Annotated in this window: 16 protein-coding genes; 10 read left to right on the top strand and 6 right to left on the bottom strand. The window is 42.7% G+C overall.

What is annotated here, in order from left to right; translation table 11 throughout:
• Positions 1-231 precede the first annotated feature (231 nt).
• Entirely contained in the window at positions 232-1,554 is a 1,323-nt protein-coding gene (locus tag ABWV72_RS17335; RefSeq protein ID WP_353372029.1) for a mechanosensitive ion channel family protein, read from the top strand.
• A gap of 61 nt (positions 1,555-1,615) precedes the next feature.
• Here ABWV72_RS17335 and ABWV72_RS17340 read toward each other — a convergent pair whose 3' ends face one another.
• The 6 genes from ABWV72_RS17340 to gmk form a co-directional block, all read right to left on the bottom strand.
• The gene (locus ABWV72_RS17340) at positions 1,616-2,245 is read right to left on the bottom strand and encodes a peroxiredoxin-like family protein (protein ID WP_342806406.1); all 630 of its coding nucleotides are present in this window, start codon (positions 2,243-2,245) and stop codon (positions 1,616-1,618) included.
• Between the two features lie 838 nt (positions 2,246-3,083).
• The gene (gene trmH, locus ABWV72_RS17345; RefSeq protein ID WP_353372090.1) at positions 3,084-3,770 is read right to left on the bottom strand and encodes a tRNA (guanosine(18)-2'-O)-methyltransferase TrmH; all 687 of its coding nucleotides are present in this window, start codon (positions 3,768-3,770) and stop codon (positions 3,084-3,086) included.
• 47 nt (positions 3,771-3,817) lie between these two features.
• On the bottom strand, positions 3,818-4,204 hold the full coding sequence (gene ridA, locus ABWV72_RS17350; protein WP_216049215.1) for a deaminase RidA: 387 nt from the start codon (positions 4,202-4,204) through the stop codon (positions 3,818-3,820).
• Between the two features lie 11 nt (positions 4,205-4,215).
• Entirely contained in the window at positions 4,216-6,333 is a 2,118-nt protein-coding gene (spoT, locus tag ABWV72_RS17355) for a bifunctional GTP diphosphokinase/guanosine-3',5'-bis pyrophosphate 3'-pyrophosphohydrolase (protein ID WP_216049216.1), read from the bottom strand.
• Between the two features lie 108 nt (positions 6,334-6,441).
• Complete coding sequence (gene rpoZ, locus ABWV72_RS17360; protein WP_216049217.1) at positions 6,442-6,711, bottom strand: DNA-directed RNA polymerase subunit omega; 270 nt, start codon at positions 6,709-6,711, stop codon at positions 6,442-6,444.
• A 106-nt stretch (positions 6,712-6,817) separates the two neighbouring features.
• A complete protein-coding gene (gene gmk, locus ABWV72_RS17365; protein WP_216049218.1) occupies positions 6,818-7,462 on the bottom strand; it encodes a guanylate kinase in 645 nt (214 codons plus the stop codon).
• 80 nt (positions 7,463-7,542) lie between these two features.
• Between gmk and cyaY the strand changes: the two genes are divergently transcribed.
• The 9 genes from cyaY to hemC all read left to right on the top strand — a co-directional run bounded on the left by cyaY (position 7,543) and on the right by hemC (position 16,878).
• The gene (gene cyaY, locus ABWV72_RS17370) at positions 7,543-7,857 is read left to right on the top strand and encodes an iron donor protein CyaY (protein WP_216049219.1); all 315 of its coding nucleotides are present in this window, start codon (positions 7,543-7,545) and stop codon (positions 7,855-7,857) included.
• 23 nt (positions 7,858-7,880) lie between these two features.
• Positions 7,881-8,552 carry an alpha/beta hydrolase gene (locus tag ABWV72_RS17375; RefSeq protein WP_342806404.1) on the top strand — a complete coding sequence of 224 codons (672 nt, stop codon included), beginning with the start codon at positions 7,881-7,883 and terminating at the stop codon, positions 8,550-8,552.
• A 155-nt stretch (positions 8,553-8,707) separates the two neighbouring features.
• Positions 8,708-9,247: an RNA polymerase sigma factor gene (locus tag ABWV72_RS17380; protein ID WP_353372034.1), complete on the top strand. Its 540-nt coding sequence runs from the start codon at positions 8,708-8,710 to the stop codon at positions 9,245-9,247.
• On the top strand, positions 9,244-9,615 hold the full coding sequence (locus ABWV72_RS17385; protein WP_353372036.1) for a FecR/PupR family sigma factor regulator: 372 nt from the start codon (positions 9,244-9,246) through the stop codon (positions 9,613-9,615). The genes ABWV72_RS17380 and ABWV72_RS17385 overlap by 4 nt, the downstream gene beginning before the upstream one ends.
• 175 nt (positions 9,616-9,790) lie before the next feature.
• Entirely contained in the window at positions 9,791-12,787 is a 2,997-nt protein-coding gene (locus tag ABWV72_RS17390) for a TonB-dependent receptor domain-containing protein (protein WP_353372038.1), read from the top strand.
• A gap of 60 nt (positions 12,788-12,847) precedes the next feature.
• Positions 12,848-14,329, top strand: a complete 1,482-nt coding sequence (locus ABWV72_RS17395; protein WP_353372040.1) for an SLC13 family permease — start codon at positions 12,848-12,850, stop codon at positions 14,327-14,329.
• A gap of 14 nt (positions 14,330-14,343) precedes the next feature.
• Positions 14,344-15,213: a DUF4886 domain-containing protein gene (locus ABWV72_RS17400; protein WP_353372042.1), complete on the top strand. Its 870-nt coding sequence runs from the start codon at positions 14,344-14,346 to the stop codon at positions 15,211-15,213.
• 174 nt (positions 15,214-15,387) lie between these two features.
• Positions 15,388-15,834, top strand: coding sequence for a YHS domain-containing (seleno)protein (locus ABWV72_RS17405; protein ID WP_216049222.1), 447 nt, complete (start codon positions 15,388-15,390; stop codon positions 15,832-15,834).
• Positions 15,835-15,951: 117 nt separating this feature from the next.
• Positions 15,952-16,878, top strand: coding sequence for a hydroxymethylbilane synthase (gene hemC / locus ABWV72_RS17410; RefSeq protein WP_216049223.1), 927 nt, complete (start codon positions 15,952-15,954; stop codon positions 16,876-16,878).
• Position 16,879: the final 1 nt, after the last annotated feature.

Here is a 16,879-nt window from a genome sequence, read left to right on the forward strand (position 1 = left end):
GAAGGCTAAAAATACAAAACCTTGGACAAAGCCGCTGCCCGCTGATATTTAAAGGCTTTTAACCTATCTAAAATACACGAAGTTTCACGCTTAAGATTGCTTTTAACATGAACACCGACCTGAAATTGGATAAAAACCAAGTCTATACTTAGTGCAATTATTCCGAACCAACTATACGAATTGACGGTATTGGTTCATAGTAAGTTTAGAAATTTGAAAATGTGAATTGATATGAACTTAGAAACCATTTCCACCCAAGCTGATCAATTATGGTTAGTTATTCTTAGCACTTTAACCAACCCAAATACTTATGCTCAAGTTTCCATAGTGCTGTTTGTCTACTTATTGGCTTTTTGGTTGGCTCGCAAAATACGAAATGCGGTAGGACTAACTCACTACGAACCAGACTCAAGCGCTCACCCTATGCGTAAACTCGCCTATCGAGTGGGTTATTTGGTTTGTCCATTGATTGCATTGATTACCTTAAAAGTGATTATCGAAACAGTCCACAATGCAGGCTTTTCAACATGGCTTTTGGATACAGCCTTGACCATTGCGGTTTTACTTTTCTATTACTCAATGATTCGCGTGTTGGTTGTAAATACTATCGCCGCGAAACTATTCAAGTGGGTGGGATTACCGATTTTACTGCTGCATTTAACCGGCTCACTTAGCACTGTTATTGTTGCACTGGAAGACATATCTCTTACCTTAGGTAACGTTAATATCACCGCATACGGCGTGGTAAGAGTGCTGATTTTCGGTGCAGTGCTATTTTGGCTTGGACGCGCATCTAATAGCTTTGGCAAAGACATCATTCGTAAACAAGAATCGATAGATATCCGCACTAGAGAAGTTTTTTCGAAACTCTTTGAGGTCGCGGTATTTTGTATTATTGCACTGTTATTGTTAAATGTGATGGGCATTAATCTAACTGCGCTTGCCGTGTTTGGTGGTGCCGTCGGTGTAGGGTTGGGTTTAGGTTTACAATCCATCGCTTCGAACTTTATTTCAGGCATTATCATTTTGCTAGATCGCTCGTTAACCGTTGGCGATTTTGTGGAAATGGATGACGGCAGTAAAGGATTCGTCCGTGAGTTCAGAATGCGATACACGGTTCTAGAAACCTACGACGGCAAAGACATTCTGGTACCCAATGAAAAATTCATTTCCAATTTAATGGTCAATTGGACTCATAAAGATCCTAAGCAGCGTTATCGAGTAGATTTTTCAGTGCCATACGCAACAGACATACGCTCGATGGTAGAGTTTATTAAAGTGGCGGTGGCCGAACACCCTTCTGTCATCAGCGGCCCGGACGTACCATTTGAAGAACGCCCAGATTGTGAAATTGATAGTTTCGGGGACTCTGGGGTAAACATGTTTGTGGAATTCTGGATGGAGGGCATTGATGATGGCAAAAATCGCGTTGGCGGGGATTTGATGTTAATAATCTTTGAAACCCTTAGAGAAAATGGCATTGAAATACCATTCCCTCAACGTGAAGTTCGGATCCTCAACGAAGAGACATTCAGTGTCAAAAGTTCAAATTAGAGAATAACTGAGCCCTGTTCAATTTTAATTGTTTGAAAGGGCTCACAGCTTAAGTAAGTAATTACAAACTTAGTTTGGCTGCTTGTAAAAGCAGCTCTGCAGAAGGTCTTACTTTAAAGTTTGGATTAACATAGTTGAATTTGATTAAGCCTGTTTTGTCGGTAATAAACACTGAAGGAGCCGGCAATACCGCGCGTTCACTGTCCGCATCTTCGGTTAACACTATGTTGTTTTTCTCTTTGTATTTAGATTTTGTTTCCGCAGGTACATAAAAACCAATTCCAAACCCTTTGATGGCCTGTAAACTTTCGTCTGATAACAACTGCACGGCAAATTCAGTTTCTAGTTTTTGCTCTTGTAAACGTGTTGGTGATTCGGGCGATATTGCTAATATTTGATAACCTAAATCAACCAAAGGTTGCTCGATATCTTTGAGCTCTGCTAATTGACGGCTGCAATAGGGACACCATCCCCCACGATAGAACAATATAATCGTCGGTTTTTGCATAATCATCGCCTGCAAACTAACCGGCGCACCAGTCGCGGTGCGCAGTGTCACATTGGGAATAGTTTGGCCATTTAATAAGGGAGTTACATCTTCAGGGGATTCCGCGATTAAAGTTCGGTCTAAGGCAAACAGCTGTGTTGCAAAAAGCGTAAGAAACAAGCCGATTAGGTAAGCGGATCGCATAGTAGGTTTCCTTTTAAAGTATGTTCGCAAACATAACAATGTAGCATGGGATTTATCCCATGGAAATATTTAGGTCGGATGATAGCGCGGGGCTAAAACAACCGCCTACAAGAGAAACCCGTAGCATGGCCTTTAGGCCATGGAGGTCGGAAGATAGCGCGGGGCTAAAGCAACCGCCTACAACAGAAACCCCGTAGCATGGCCTTCAGGCCATGAAATATCATAGGATAGCGCGGGGCTAAAGCAACCGCCTACAACAGAAACCCCGTAGCATGGCCTTCAGGCCATGAAATATCATAGGATAGCGCGGGGCTAAAACAACCGCCTACAAGAGAAACCCCGTAGCATGGCCTTCAGGCCATGGAGGTCGGAAGATAGCGCGGGGCTAAAGCAACCGCCTACAACAGAAATCCCGTAGCATGGCCTTTAGGCCATGGAATATCATAGGATAGCGCGGGGCTAAAGCAACCGCCTACAACAGAAACCCGTAGCATGGCCTTTAGGCCATGGAATATCATAAGATAGCGCGGGGCTAAAACAACCGCCTACAAGAGAAACCCCGTAGCATGGCCTTCAGGCCATGGAGGTCGGAAGATAGCGCGGGGCTAAAGCAACCGCCTACAAGAGAAACCCGTAGCATGGCCTTTAGGCCATGGAGGTCGGAAGATAGCGCGGGGCTAAAGCAACCGCCTACAACAGAAACCCCGTAGCATGGCCTTCAGGCCATGAAATATCATAGGATAGCGCGGGGCTAAAGCAACCGCCTACAACAGAAACCCCGTAGCATGGCCTTCAGGCCATGAAATATCATAGGATAGCGCGGGGCTAAAGCAACCGCCTACAGCTTTCGGAATTGCAATGCTTGCCACCAATCATCGTCGGCGACAATACTTCCTTGTTCATCAATATGTGGGTATGGCAGGTTTTTTTCGTCGCATAATTTACGAAAGTCAGGGTAACCCCGTTCGAATAACATTTTTTGGCAGTCTGATTCATCAAGGTGCTGCGTATCATACATACCGGCAATTTGTCGTTGCCGCTGCGCCTCATATAAAACCAGTGCAGCTGCTACACTGACGTTGAGGGATTGCACCATTCCGACCATAGGAATGACAATCTCTTGATCGGCTAAATCGATAGCTTGTTGCGTAGCACCGTGCTTTTCTTGGCCTAAAATTATCGCTGTTGGCTTGGTATAATCGACATCGCGAAAATCTACGGCCTGATCAGACAAATGGGTAACCAACACCTGCATTTTTTGTTCTTGCAAATGAGAAACTGCATCACCAATGCTATTGTGGTTTTCCATGTACACCCAATTTTGGCTGCCCATTGCGGTGCCACCACGTAATTCTTTTGTTTCATCATCCCAAACGGCATGCACTTTATGAATGCCTACCGCATCACAACTTCTAATCACTGCGGAAACATTATGGGGCTTATGAACTTGCTCCAAACATACGGTTAAGCTAGTTTGTCGCTTGCTTAAGACATCACGAATTTTTTGATAACGTTCTGGTGACACTGACACTAAAAAACCTCTAACTGAAAGCCAAACTTTCTAAAGCAATATCACTCAGGCAATTCCATAATGCCGTCGATTTCAATTTGTGAACCTTTTGGTAGTTCTTTTACACCTATAGCGGCACGAGCAGGATATGGCTTTTTAAAATACTGGCTCATCACCTCATTTACGGTGGCAAAATTAGATAAATCGGTTAGAAATATATTCACTTTAACCAAATCATTAGTAGTACCACCAGCGGCTTCACACACTGCAGTTACATTTTCAAATACCTGAATAGCTTGTGTTTTAAAATCGTCAGAAACCATTTCCATGGTCTCTGGAACCAAAGGAATTTGGCCAGATAAATACACAGTTGTGCCAGACTTTACAGCTTGACTATAAGTCCCAATAGCTTGAGGGGCCCGGTCAGTATGAATTACGGACTTTGACATAATTATTTACCTTAGTTGTGTCGAATTTGACTATGACGTGAGACTTTTTGCACTTCCGGCATGGAGCGAATTTTGCGCATGACCTTAGCCAGATGTACACGATTTTTTGTGGTTAACTCAATATCAATGTAATAAACATTGCTTTCTTTTTCTTCTGTTTGTAAACCAATAATATTTGAATCACACGAAGCAACGGCATTGGTTAGCGTAGCCAATGTGCCTTGATGATTAATTAGCTCTATTCTTACCGACGCTTTGAATTCACCTTGAGCTTCGCTATCCCAATGCATTGGTAAAACACGTTGAGGCTCTTCTTTACTTAACTTACGAATGTTACTGCAACCTACCTGATGGATAACCATGCCCCGACCAGGACTAAGAATCGCGATAATTTCATCATCGGGAATCGGGTAACAACATTTGGGGTAGGTCACTAACAAGCCTTCAGTGCCTTTAATCGCCACATTACGGCCTTTATCTGGCAGCTCTTCAGACTCGCCCAACAGTCGTCGAGCGACAATGGCACTGAGTTCATTACCTAAACCAATATCTGAAAGCAATTCGTCAAAAGAGTCGTGTTTGGTTTCAGCCACAACACGATCTCTATCTTCTTGCGGAATATCGTCTAATCTTCTCGCCCCTAAAGCATGTCTAAGTAAACGATTACCCATACTGATGGCTTCTTTGGACTGCTGGCGCTTGAGGTAGTGGCGTATATTAGAACGGGCTCTGGCACTGACCACGAAATTGAGCCAGTTGGCGTTGGGTTTTGCTCTTGGAGAGGTAATTATTTCCACCGATTGACCATTTTGCAGTGGCTTATTAAGTGAGTAGTTACGTCGCTCTACTCGCACACCCACACAAGAGTTACCTACATCAGTATGCACTGCGTAAGCAAAGTCGACGGGCGTGGCTCCCATGGGTAATTCGATAATTCGGCCGTCTGGTGTAAACACGTATATTTCATCAGGAAACAAATCGGTTTTAACGTTTTCAATAAATTCAAATGATGAACTTGCACTTTGTTGCAGTTCTAATAAGGATTGCATCCATTTGCGTGCTCGAACTTGCGCCGTAGTGCCTTGCTGCGTTTCACCATCATCTTTGTAAATCCAATGTGCGGCGACACCTTTGTCAGCCATCTGATCCATTTCAGCAGTTCGAATCTGAATTTCAACAGGAATACCATGAGGTCCAATCAAAGAAGTGTGTAATGACTGATAACCATTTGTGCGTGGAATGGCCACGTAATCTTTAAAACGACCTTCAATAGGCTTATACAAACCATGCATAGCCCCTAACCCGCGATAGCAATTATCGACAGAGGAGACTATCACCCGAAACGCATATATATCCATGACTTCGTTGAACAACAATTCTTTGTTCTTCATTTTCCGATAAATCGAATACAAATGTTTTTCGCGGCCAATGACTTGCGCATCAAGACCATGGGCTTTTAAACGAGTTTCCACTTCATTGCGGGTATTTTCAATGATTTCTTTGCGGTTACCGCGAGCTTGTTTAACGGCCGCCGAAAGAGCTCGATGACGCATCGGGTACATGGCTTGAAAACCTAAGTCTTCTAGCTCATTTTTAATATCGTGGATACCGAGTCGGTGAGCAATAGGCGCATAAATTTCGAGGGTTTCTCTGGCAATTCTGCGACGCTTATCTGGTCTTAGCGAACCTAAAGTGCGCATATTGTGGGTTCGGTCTGCGAGTTTAATCAGAATGACCCGGATATCTTGCACCATCGCCATCATCATTTTACGGAAATTTTCGGCTTGGGCTTCTTGTTTGGTACTAAACTGGATTTTATCCAGCTTAGACACCCCTTCCACTAAATCGCCAACAGTTTCACCAAATGCTTCAACCAGATCTTCTTTGGAATAATGGGTGTCTTCTATCACATCGTGTAATAACGCAGACTTGATGGTTTCTTCATCAAGGTTCATGTCGGCAAGTATGCCTGCAACGGCAACTGGATGGGTAATGTAAGGATCACCGCTGGAACGCATTTGTCCATCATGTGCATCTTGGGCTAAAACGAAGGCAGCCTCAATCCCCTTGACCGCGTCTAGAGGTAGGTAATCACTTAATTTGTTTTTAAGGCCTTCGAATAAATACACTTAACACATGCTTTTAGTTGACTTAGGAGTTAAGAATACGGAGATTTTGTAAGCTTGTCAGCCTATAAGTTTGTCCTGAACTCATATGAGTTCAGGATTGGCTTATTTTTACTCAGACAGGATGTTAGCAACTGACGAGAATTCAGCTTGATCGTGCTCTTGTTGGTCACGAATTGCTTCAGCTGCAATTGTTGAAGCATCAACAAAACCTTCTTCAATTTCACGAAGAGCGATTACTGTGGGCTTATCATTTCCCATAGGAACATGAGCGTCTTTGCCTTCAATAGCAATCTGACGTGCGCGCTTAGCAGCAACTAATACTAAATCGAAACGATTGCCAATTTTGTCTACGGCATCTTCTACTGTTACACGAGCCATATATTTCTCCGAGGTGGTCGATATGTCTAAAGGTGTTCAAAAAAAGGTCGAGTAGTTTACGTTTTTATTGGTCTAAAGGAAAGATCTTTCACGATCATTAGACTGTTTATTTTCCGAGTAAATCAGCAAATAAGCCAGCATGCCGGATTACTTGCTTCTCTTTTCGTAGTCTGCGAGCACTTACTATCGCATCTAACTCATTTAAAGCTGATTCGAAATGATCGTTGACGACAATAAAATCAAATTCATGATAATGGGAAATTTCTGACTCCGCTTCTTGCATTCGCTGCTCGATCACCTCTTGAGAGTCTTGATTGCGTTGTGTAAGACGACGGAAAAGTTCTTCTCGAGACGGTGGCGCGACAAAAACCGTCGCAGTGTCAGGAATTTGCGCTTTAACCTGACGCGCTCCTTGCCAGTCAATATCTAAGAAAATATCGGTACCTTCTTTGAGGGTTTTTTCTATTACCACTCGCGACGTACCGTAATAATTTCCAAATACTTCAGCCCATTCGAAAAAAACCTGCTGTTTGATCAAATCCTCGAACTCCTCTCTTGAGACGAAGTGATAGTGTTGACCATCGACTTCTCCGGGTCTAGGAGCGCGGGTTGTATGCGAAACTGAAACCTGCAGTTTATTACTATGCATATTCGACTCACTATGCCTTTCTATTAGCGCATTAATGAGACTAGATTTACCTGCTCCTGAAGGAGCGGCCAAAATAAATAAGTTACCGGGTGCTTTTGCCATAAAATTTAATAAAATAACTGTCGCGAATTTTTAGCAATGTTAACATATTCTGACTTATTACCTAACTAGCGAATCACAAAATGAATGACAGCCAGTATCACCAACTTGTAGATGACATGTTTATCCAACTGGAAGAAGCGTTAGATGCCTGCGAGGTGGATATCGACTACGAATCAGCAGAAGGAATTTTAACCCTAGAGTTTCAAAATAAAACCAAGATTATTTTGAACAAACAAGCACCTTTGCACCAACTTTGGGTGGCGACCAAATTCAATGGTCATCATTTCAATTATCAAGATGAAGTATGGATAGATGAGCGCACCGGTGTTGAATTTTGGTCATTTATTGATGAAGCTGCCAGTAAACAAGCAGAGCAAAGCGTAAAATTGTCATAATTTAAATCAAAGGAAGCAGCTAAATGTCTGAGCAGATATTGCCCTACGTAGAAGTAAATCCCAAAAAGCCATACGATGCCGTTGTAATTTGGATGCATGGTCTAGGGGATTCTGGTAATGGATTCGCGCCAATCGTGCCCGAATTAAAGTTACCGGAAAGTATGGCGGTACGGTTTGTGTTCCCTCACGCGCCTGTAAGACCAGTAACCATCAATAATGGTATGCCGATGCGTGCTTGGTACGATATTAAAACCATGGATTTTAATAATCGCGCAGATGTGGACGGAGTGTTGGACTCAGCAGCTAAAGTCAGTGATTTAATTGAAGCCGAAAAAGCCAAAGGAATATCAGCTGATCGCATTGTGTTGGCCGGTTTTTCACAAGGCGGAGTTATCGCGCTTCACCTAGGCACTCGATACCCAGAAAAGCTAGCTGGCATTATGGCGCTTTCAACTTATATGTCTGAACCAGACAAATTTGCCAGTGAAGTTCATCAGGCCAATAAAAACACACCTATTCTATGTGCCCATGGCCAGCAAGATGAAGTGGTACCAATGTTTTTAGGACATGCCGCGTTTAAAGTGCTCGAAGATATTGGTTACCCTGTGAAATGGAAAGAATATCCAATGCAACATAATGTTTGCCCACAGGAAATTAAAGACGTTTCAGAGTGGTTGCAGGAGCGTTTAGGTTAACGCTAGCAGGAGTACCAACTGACAGGATAAACTTGTCATCGTTGAATTAACGCGCTATATCTTAAAAAGAAAGATTATTTACACTCAGGGCAAAATAAGTTTTGACGTCAAAAAGTGTTAACACAGCTGGATTTGAACTCTCGCTTGCAGAATTCATGTCGCACACTAAACCACAGTTATTGAACATGCTATCGAATATGGTCAATGTCGCTGAAGCGGAAGAAATTGCTCAAGAGGCCTATTTAAAGATCTATTTGCTGGTGAGTAAAAACCCCAACAAAGAAAATCCCTTACAGCAGCTTCTTGCTTTGCAACCAATGTTGATCGCGATGTCAAAAAATATGGCAATTAGTAATATTCGCCATCAAAAAGTAGTAAGTTCGCACATTCAGAACAGTGTGCTGATGTGGGTTGAAAGCGATGAAGCGCAACCATTAAATTCAGAATCGTCTTTAATTGACCAAAACGATAAACAAATTTTACTGCAGGCAATTAATCAACTTCCGCCAATTTGCCGACAAGTTTTTGTTCAACGAAAGTTGCATGGAAAAAGTCATGCAGAAATTGCGAAAATGTTAGGCATTACGAATAAAACAGTGGAAAATCATTTAACCAAGGGATTGCTACTTTGTCGCAAGTATGTGGCAGAGCTGAATTCAGATACACATTCACAGTTTAGGGTTAACGAACGTTGAGTATAGAACAGTGGACTGGTTATGAAGTCTCGGAAGCGACGCTACTTGAAGCGGCGAACTGGATTGCGTCTTTAGACCGCAATGAGTTAGACGACGACCAACAAATCGCATTTCATAACTGGTTACAAAGTGAGCCAGCGAACCAGCATGCGTATTTAGAATTATCTGAACTGTGGGCCAAAAGTGCCTGTTTAAATAGTGTCCATGAGTTTATTGAAAAATCCGTAGTTATCCCTTTCCCCTCGGAAAAAAAAGAAACAGTCTCCGAACCGGTTACCCATTCAGCAGGTCCAGGATGGGCGTACACACTCACCATAGGGCTTATTTGTTTTGGCATGACAATGCCAATCATCCAGCACTTTGTCTAAGGTTCCCTTCAGCTAATTTCGCTATATTTAGTTAACCAGTGTTAATTTTTTGTAAACCTTAGTAGGGGGTTTTGTTTATTGATGCGTTTACTAGTTAAGAATTCAATTAAAACCGAGAGTTTTCAGTTGAATTGAAATGACAAAATTATAATAGTCACACTTAACAGGTACACATATGAAACAGAGCAGAACCCACACAAAAAATCGGTTTTTTAAACCTAACCTGCTGTCTTTAACCATAGCATCATTAATCTCCCTTCCAGCCACAGCACAACAAAACGACACTGAAAATCCGTCAGATTATGAAAAAATCCAAGTAGTAGGATCACACATCAAAGGTGGACAAGTTGCTGAAGCCTTGGCCATTTCAGTGTTAGATGCAGATGCTATAGGCTCGTTAGGTATAGATTCAATTGATGATTTATTACAAGTTATTCCGGAAAACGGTCAGAACTTTTTTAATGAGGCGGAAAACATTGGTGGAGGTGTTAATGCAGCACGGGGAGATATAGGCACTTACAATTTGCGGAATTTAGGTACTGGTAATACCTTGGTTTTACTCAATGGCAGGCGTTTGGTTAATTCTGCCTCGTATCAAACCGAAGAAGTGGGAGGCAGTTTTGTCCCTGTCAATTCGGTAAATGTAAATACCATACCTGTTATCGGTTTAGATCGGGTTGAAGTGTTACGCGATGGCGCCTCAGCAATTTATGGTGCTGACGCGGTTGCCGGTGTTGTTAACCATGTTTTAAAATCTGATTTTGTGGGTTTTACTATTTCAGGTCGCTGGGCTGAATACGAAAACATCCCCCGTGACACCCAAACATTGACAATGGAATGGGGCAAAGACTTCAATAATGGGAGAACTAATGTCAGTGCTTTTGTCAATTATTACGCTAGAGATAGAGTAAATTCACAGGATGATCCTCGCTGGGCAAATTCTGATTTTCGCTCGCGCATTCCAGAAGGGTCCTTATGGGAAGGAGATACCTCGTTTCGAAATGACACCGCAAACTCACTATTTGGCCAATATGATGTAGTTAGCAGTGCATCTGCTGCTGGACTAACCGATATGTTTACCGATAGTAGCGGAGAGTTTGAAACCTATCCTATTGGTGATGAGCGTTGTCAATATGTGATTAACGCTACCACATGCGGAGGCCAAGACGGCCAAGGGACCTATCGACTGAATCTCAATGCTGACCGAGATATTAGCTCTGAATTAAAACGTTTTAACGTTTTTGCGTTTATTAATCATGAGTTTAATAATGGCGTAGAGGCGTTTACTGAGTTGTCGTATTACAAGTCTGAAACCAATTTACGCCGCCACGCGACTGCCCCATTTACCACATCTAAACTGCGAGTGGGTGCCGAAAACTATTACAATCCTTTTGGCCCATGTGGATCCCCCAATAGACTGCCTGACGAGCTTATTCCTGATGTGCCATGTACTGGTCTGGAGCTCACGATAGACAATTACCGCTTTGCCGAGCTACCAAGAATAGTCGATAACGACGGGAAAACGTTCCGCTTGTTGCAAGGGTTTAGAGGAGTAATGGGCGATTGGGATTGGGAAACTGCAGTTTCGTATTCAAAAGCACAGAAAGACGACGTCACTCGCAATCGCGTTTCGAACAGTCTAATAGCCGAAGCCCTCTTTGATCCTACCGAAGCAGCATACAATCCATTTAGCGGCGGTCTAAATTCTAATATTGAACGAGCCCTTATTGACGTAGTTAGATTAAGTGAAACTGAGCTCACTACTTTTGATGCTAAATTTTCACATCCGGAAATCTTCACTTTACCGGCTGGTCCCGTGGGATTCGTAGTGGGGATTGAATATCGAGAAGAATCATTTGTTGATGACAGAGACGATCGCCTAGACGGGACTATCACATTTACCGATTACGAAGGTGATACCTACCCTTACGTTTCTGATGTAGTGAACTCAAGCCCTACCCCCGATAGTTCTGGTGAACGAGACGTTGTGTCTTTGTTTGCAGAGGTACAAATACCTATTTTTGAGAGCCTAAATGCGCAAGTTGCGTTGCGTTATGAAGACTTCTCTGATGTAGGCAATACTACCGTGGGCAAAGTGGCATTCGGCTGGCGCCCTATTGATGAGTTACTAGTAAGAGGCTCATGGTCAGAAGCGTATCGAGCGCCAAATCTAATTACGATCAATGAAAGTATTGTGGCCAGAAATAACACTCGGACTGATTATACCTGTTTGTACGCGACTGAAAATGGCGGTGATCCTGATCAGGACATCCTTGATTGTACGAATTCGGTACAACGAATCGCCCAGGGTAGTAACAACCTAGTACCTGAAGAGTCAACGAATACCTCTGTAGGTATTGTATTGACCCCCAACGACGAAATCACTTTAACCCTTGATTATTGGTCCATTGAAAAAGAAAATACCATTGGCTTGTATGGTGAGGAAAACCACACTTTACTCGATTTACTATATCGTTTAGAAAATGGCGATGGAAGTTGTAGCTCAGCGCAGTTTAACTCGGCAGTATCACGGGTAGATGCTGACGAAAATCAAATTCCAGTTTACCAAACGGCTGGAATCTGCCCAGCAGGTAACATCCAATTTATAGATGACCAATATGCAAATTTAGATAAGCGTAATTTATCTGGATTTGATGTGGGTTTTTATTACAATCTTGATACCGAGATTGGTAAATTCAAGTTTAGCTACAATGGCTCATTCATTGAAGAGTTCGAACAAAAAGCAGGCGGCGATGCCGCGCGATTAGTAGCAGCTCAAGAGAGCGGATTGATCCCAGCGAGTTATCCAGTTGCTGGGTTTGCAGACTTAATTGGCCAAGACGGTAACCAAGAACAACGTCATTCGATGCGTTTATCATGGCGTGAAGGTGGTTTCGGTGCTTCTTTAAGCGGCAACCGAATCGGTAGTTTCTATCAAAGTTCGTTAACCTTAGATGATGGGACGCGTTATGAAATCCCAGCCATGACCACGTTTAACGCCACCTTCGACTATACCTTTGCTTATAAAGAAACAGAAACACGGCTTCGCCTTGGTGTGCGTAATTTAACTGATGAAAGAGCACCGCTGGCGGACAGATACTTTGGATTCTTTTCCGATGCCCACAGCGACTATGGACGCAGTTTTTACGTAGACCTTAGAACAAAACTTTAAGATTCGTCCTTCAAGTGGGCAGCTTGCCCACTTCAACTTTCTCGATGTTAAGGCAGTAATATGAGTAATAGTTTACCGGATATAACCGATCAGCAACGTGGCCGATATCAAAATATTGGTCTTTTAGTTGGACCGGCTATATTCGCTTTAATGATGCTTTTAGGAGCAAATCAAACCGTTATGGACCCAACAGCTTGGCGTGTTGCGGCTGTAGGAATTTGGATGGCAATTTGGTGGGCTACGGAAGCTGTTCCCGTGCCAGTCACCGCTTTTTTGCCGATAGTGACGTTTCCATTTTTAGGAATAAGTACACTGGCAGAAGCCACTTCAGATTACGCAAATCCTATCATTTACCTGTTTATGGGCGCATTTATTTTGGCGCTAGCGGTGGAACGTTGGGATTTACATAAACGCATAGCGCTAGTAATTTTGTCATACACTGGTACCGATGGTAACCACTTGATTGGCGGTTTTATGATTGTGGCCGCTTTGTTATCGATGTGGATGACAAATACGTCAACCACTATGATGTTAATGCCCATAGCGTTATCCGTTACCCACGTTATTGCAGAACACAATACCCATTTAAATAAACAACAAACCAAATCTTTTCAAGTCGCTATGTTATTAGGTTTGGCTTACGCCGCTACCATTGGTGGACTTGCAACCTTAGTTGGTACGCCGCCCAATGCATTGTTGGCAGCTTTTTTAAGTGAAAACTACGACATTAAGCTCACATTTGCCAGTTGGATGGCCCTTGGTGTGCCAGTGATGCTTATTATGTTGCCTCTGGCGTGGTGGTCGTTAACTCGCTGGAGTTTCAATATTGATATACCAGAAAATCCGGAAGTTCATGAACATTTAAATGAGCTACGAAAAAAACTCGGTCCCATGAGCAGTGCGGAAAAACGAGTCGCTATAGTGTTCGCTTTGGTGGTGATATTCTGGATTATCAGGCGCCCTATCTCTGTGTTATTTGAAATTGATTTTTTGACCGACACAGGCATAGTGATGACCGCAGCCCTACTTCTTTTTCTTTTGCCAAGTGGTGATAAAACGCAATCGCAAATTATGATTTGGCATGACGTCAATAGATTGCCTTGGGGTGTACTTATTCTATTCGGTGGCGGTCTAAGTTTGGCTGCTGCAGTATCTTCTTCAGGACTTGCGGGCTGGTTAGGCAGTAGCTTGATGCCATTGGGCGGATTAGGTGTTTTTGTACTGGTGATCGCAGCAACCGCATTAGTCATATTTTTAACTGAACTAACCAGCAATGTAGCCACGGCAGCGACCTTTTTACCGGTTGTTGCAGCGGTTGCCCTAGAACTTGGTGTATCCCCATTATTATTGTGTATACCCATTACACTAGCGGCTAGTTGCGCATTTATGTTACCTGTCGCCACACCTCCTAATGCCATAGTATTTGCCTCAGGTGTACTTACCATTCCACAAATGGTAAGGGCCGGTATAGTGCTTAATATTGTTGGTTTAATTCTGCTAAGTGTGGTGTCTATTTGGTTAGCGCCTTTGATTTTTCTATGAATAAAGTGAACGCAATGAGAAATAACGCTATTTGTTTTATTGTATGGACTGTCTCGCTACTCTTTACAGTGCAAGTAAATGCCTTAGATAACCTGAATTCGCAAGCGCTAGACCCATTTGAAGATGTTTATACGCCAGAAGTCAGAAATCTCGATTTAGTCACTCGAATTTTGTTCATTGGCAATAGTTTTAGTTTTTACAATAACGGGATTCATAATCACTTAGGCAGTTTAATCAGATCTGCTGGGAAATGGGAGACTGGTCAGAATAGACTGAGACTCTCAACCCTTTCTGGCGGTCATATTTATGAACAGCTAACTGATCTCAACTATTACCTCAGCGATCCTAAACAAAATTGGCAAGGAATAGTGTTACAAGGGCACAGTAATGAACCCATCCACTCGAAAAAGAAAGCACTGTTTGAACGAGCCATGGAAAAAGCCATTACACTGATCAAACAAAAAGACATAAAACCAATCTTGTTCATGACATGGGGTTACAAAGGCCAACCCAAAATGAGCACTGAATTAGCCAACGCTTATATTAAAATCGCAAATCGTTATAATGTGCCCGTAGTGCCCGTAGGTCTAGCGTTTGCTCAGGCGCAAAGTAGCCTGAAAAACATTGAGTTGTATGTGCCCGATGTGTTGACGGTAAATAATCTCGGAAAAGCAGATGCTTCACTAAAATATCGCCGAGATTGGAAGCATCCCAGCGAAGCTGGTACTTACTTAGCTGCTTGTGTATTTTATGCCAGTTTGTATGGTAAATCCCCCGAAGGTCTGATTTTTCATGGTACGCTTTCTGCCGAAGATGCAACGGCGTTGCAAAAACTGAGTTGGCAAGTCACTCGTGAATTTTTTAATCAGCGGTTAGTTAATTAGTAGAGCTCCACTGATGCTTTTCACTTACATACGAAGCCGATAACGAAAGTAAGTGTTCACTATAATCAATTGCTACTTAGTTAATTTAGACCGTGATAAAATTGTGATGAAATTTTAAGTCTGAATAGCCGGTTTTGTAAGTAACTATAATTTACTTACCAAATCGGATTCCTCATGAACGCTTTAAAAGTACTAATATTTGCCTTAACCAGTTTGTTTTTCACTGCGGCTCACGCTTCAGATCCCATTGAGACAGGCTTTTTTAATAATCACGCTATTTATGGTTACGATACAGTGGCCTACTTCACCGAAAACAAACCTGTAAAAGGTAACAAACAGATTAGTTATGATTGGCGTGGCGCGCAGTGGCATTTTTCATCGGAAGAACATAAAGCCATGTTTGTCGCAAATCCCGAGAAATATGCCCCCCAGTACGGTGGATATTGCGCTTACGCAATGGCTGATGGCAACTTAGTTGGTATAGATGAAGAGGCATTTACAATTGTAAATAACAAACTCTATCTAAATTATAGTATCGGCGTGATGGAAAAGTGGCTCGAAAACCGTGATGAATATATTCGAAAAGCTGACGAGCAATACCCATTAGTGGTTAACTTTTAAACTTTTTTCATTGCTATTGATGTAGATCAGCTTGGTTGTCAGGTTTTTTACAACTCTGCTGTACCAATCCGGTCAGCAAAACCTTAAAATGGTGTTAAAAGGTTAATCGGATTGTTTATGACTCGCTCAGTAATTAAAATTGCTACCCGTAAAAGTGCCCTTGCTCTTTGGCAGGCAGAATTTGTCAAAGCAGAATTAGAAAAGGCGCACCCTCACATTGCAATTGAACTAGTCCCTATGACTACAAAGGGCGATGTGATTTTAGATACACCACTTGCAAAGGTAGGTGGTAAAGGATTGTTCATCAAGGAATTGGAAGTGGCTATGCAAAAAGGCGAAGCCGATATTGCAGTGCATTCCATGAAAGATGTTCCTGTCGAATTTCCCGATGGTTTTGGTTTACACGCTATTTGCCAACGGGAAAATCCATTAGATGCGTTTGTATCCAACAAATACGAAGATATTGTTTCCCTACCCAAGGGCGCGATTGTTGGCACTTCAAGCTTACGTCGGCAAGTCCAGCTCAAAGCGTATCGCCCAGATGTGCAGATAAAAGATCTGCGCGGCAACGTGAATACCCGCTTAGCGAAGCTAGATGAAGGCCAATACGATGCAATTATTTTAGCATCAGCGGGGTTAATTCGTTTAAATATGGCTGACCGCATACGACAAGAAATTAGTAGCAGGGTCTCTTTACCAGCTGTTGGTCAAGGTGCTGTAGGGATTGAATGTCGTACTGAAGACGCAGAATTAGTGGCATTATTACAACCCTTGAATCACCCTGATACTGCGACCCGTGTGGTGGCAGAACGGGCGCTTAACGCTAAACTGCAAGGTGGCTGTCAGGTCCCCATCGGCAGTTTCTGCGAAATCATAGATAATCAACTACACTTGCGTGGTTTGGTAGGCTCTATTTCTGGAAAACAGATTATTATGGCTGAGCAGTACGGCGATATTGCAGAACCCGAACAACTTGGTAATGCAGTAGCTGAGAAATTGTTAGAGCTAGGCGCACAAGAATATTTAGCAGAAGCATACGTGTAAC

Origin of the sequence: Aliiglaciecola sp. NS0011-25, from assembly GCF_040370605.1 — a bacterium.
Taxonomy (GTDB): domain Bacteria; phylum Pseudomonadota; class Gammaproteobacteria; order Enterobacterales; family Alteromonadaceae; genus Aliiglaciecola; species Aliiglaciecola lipolytica_A.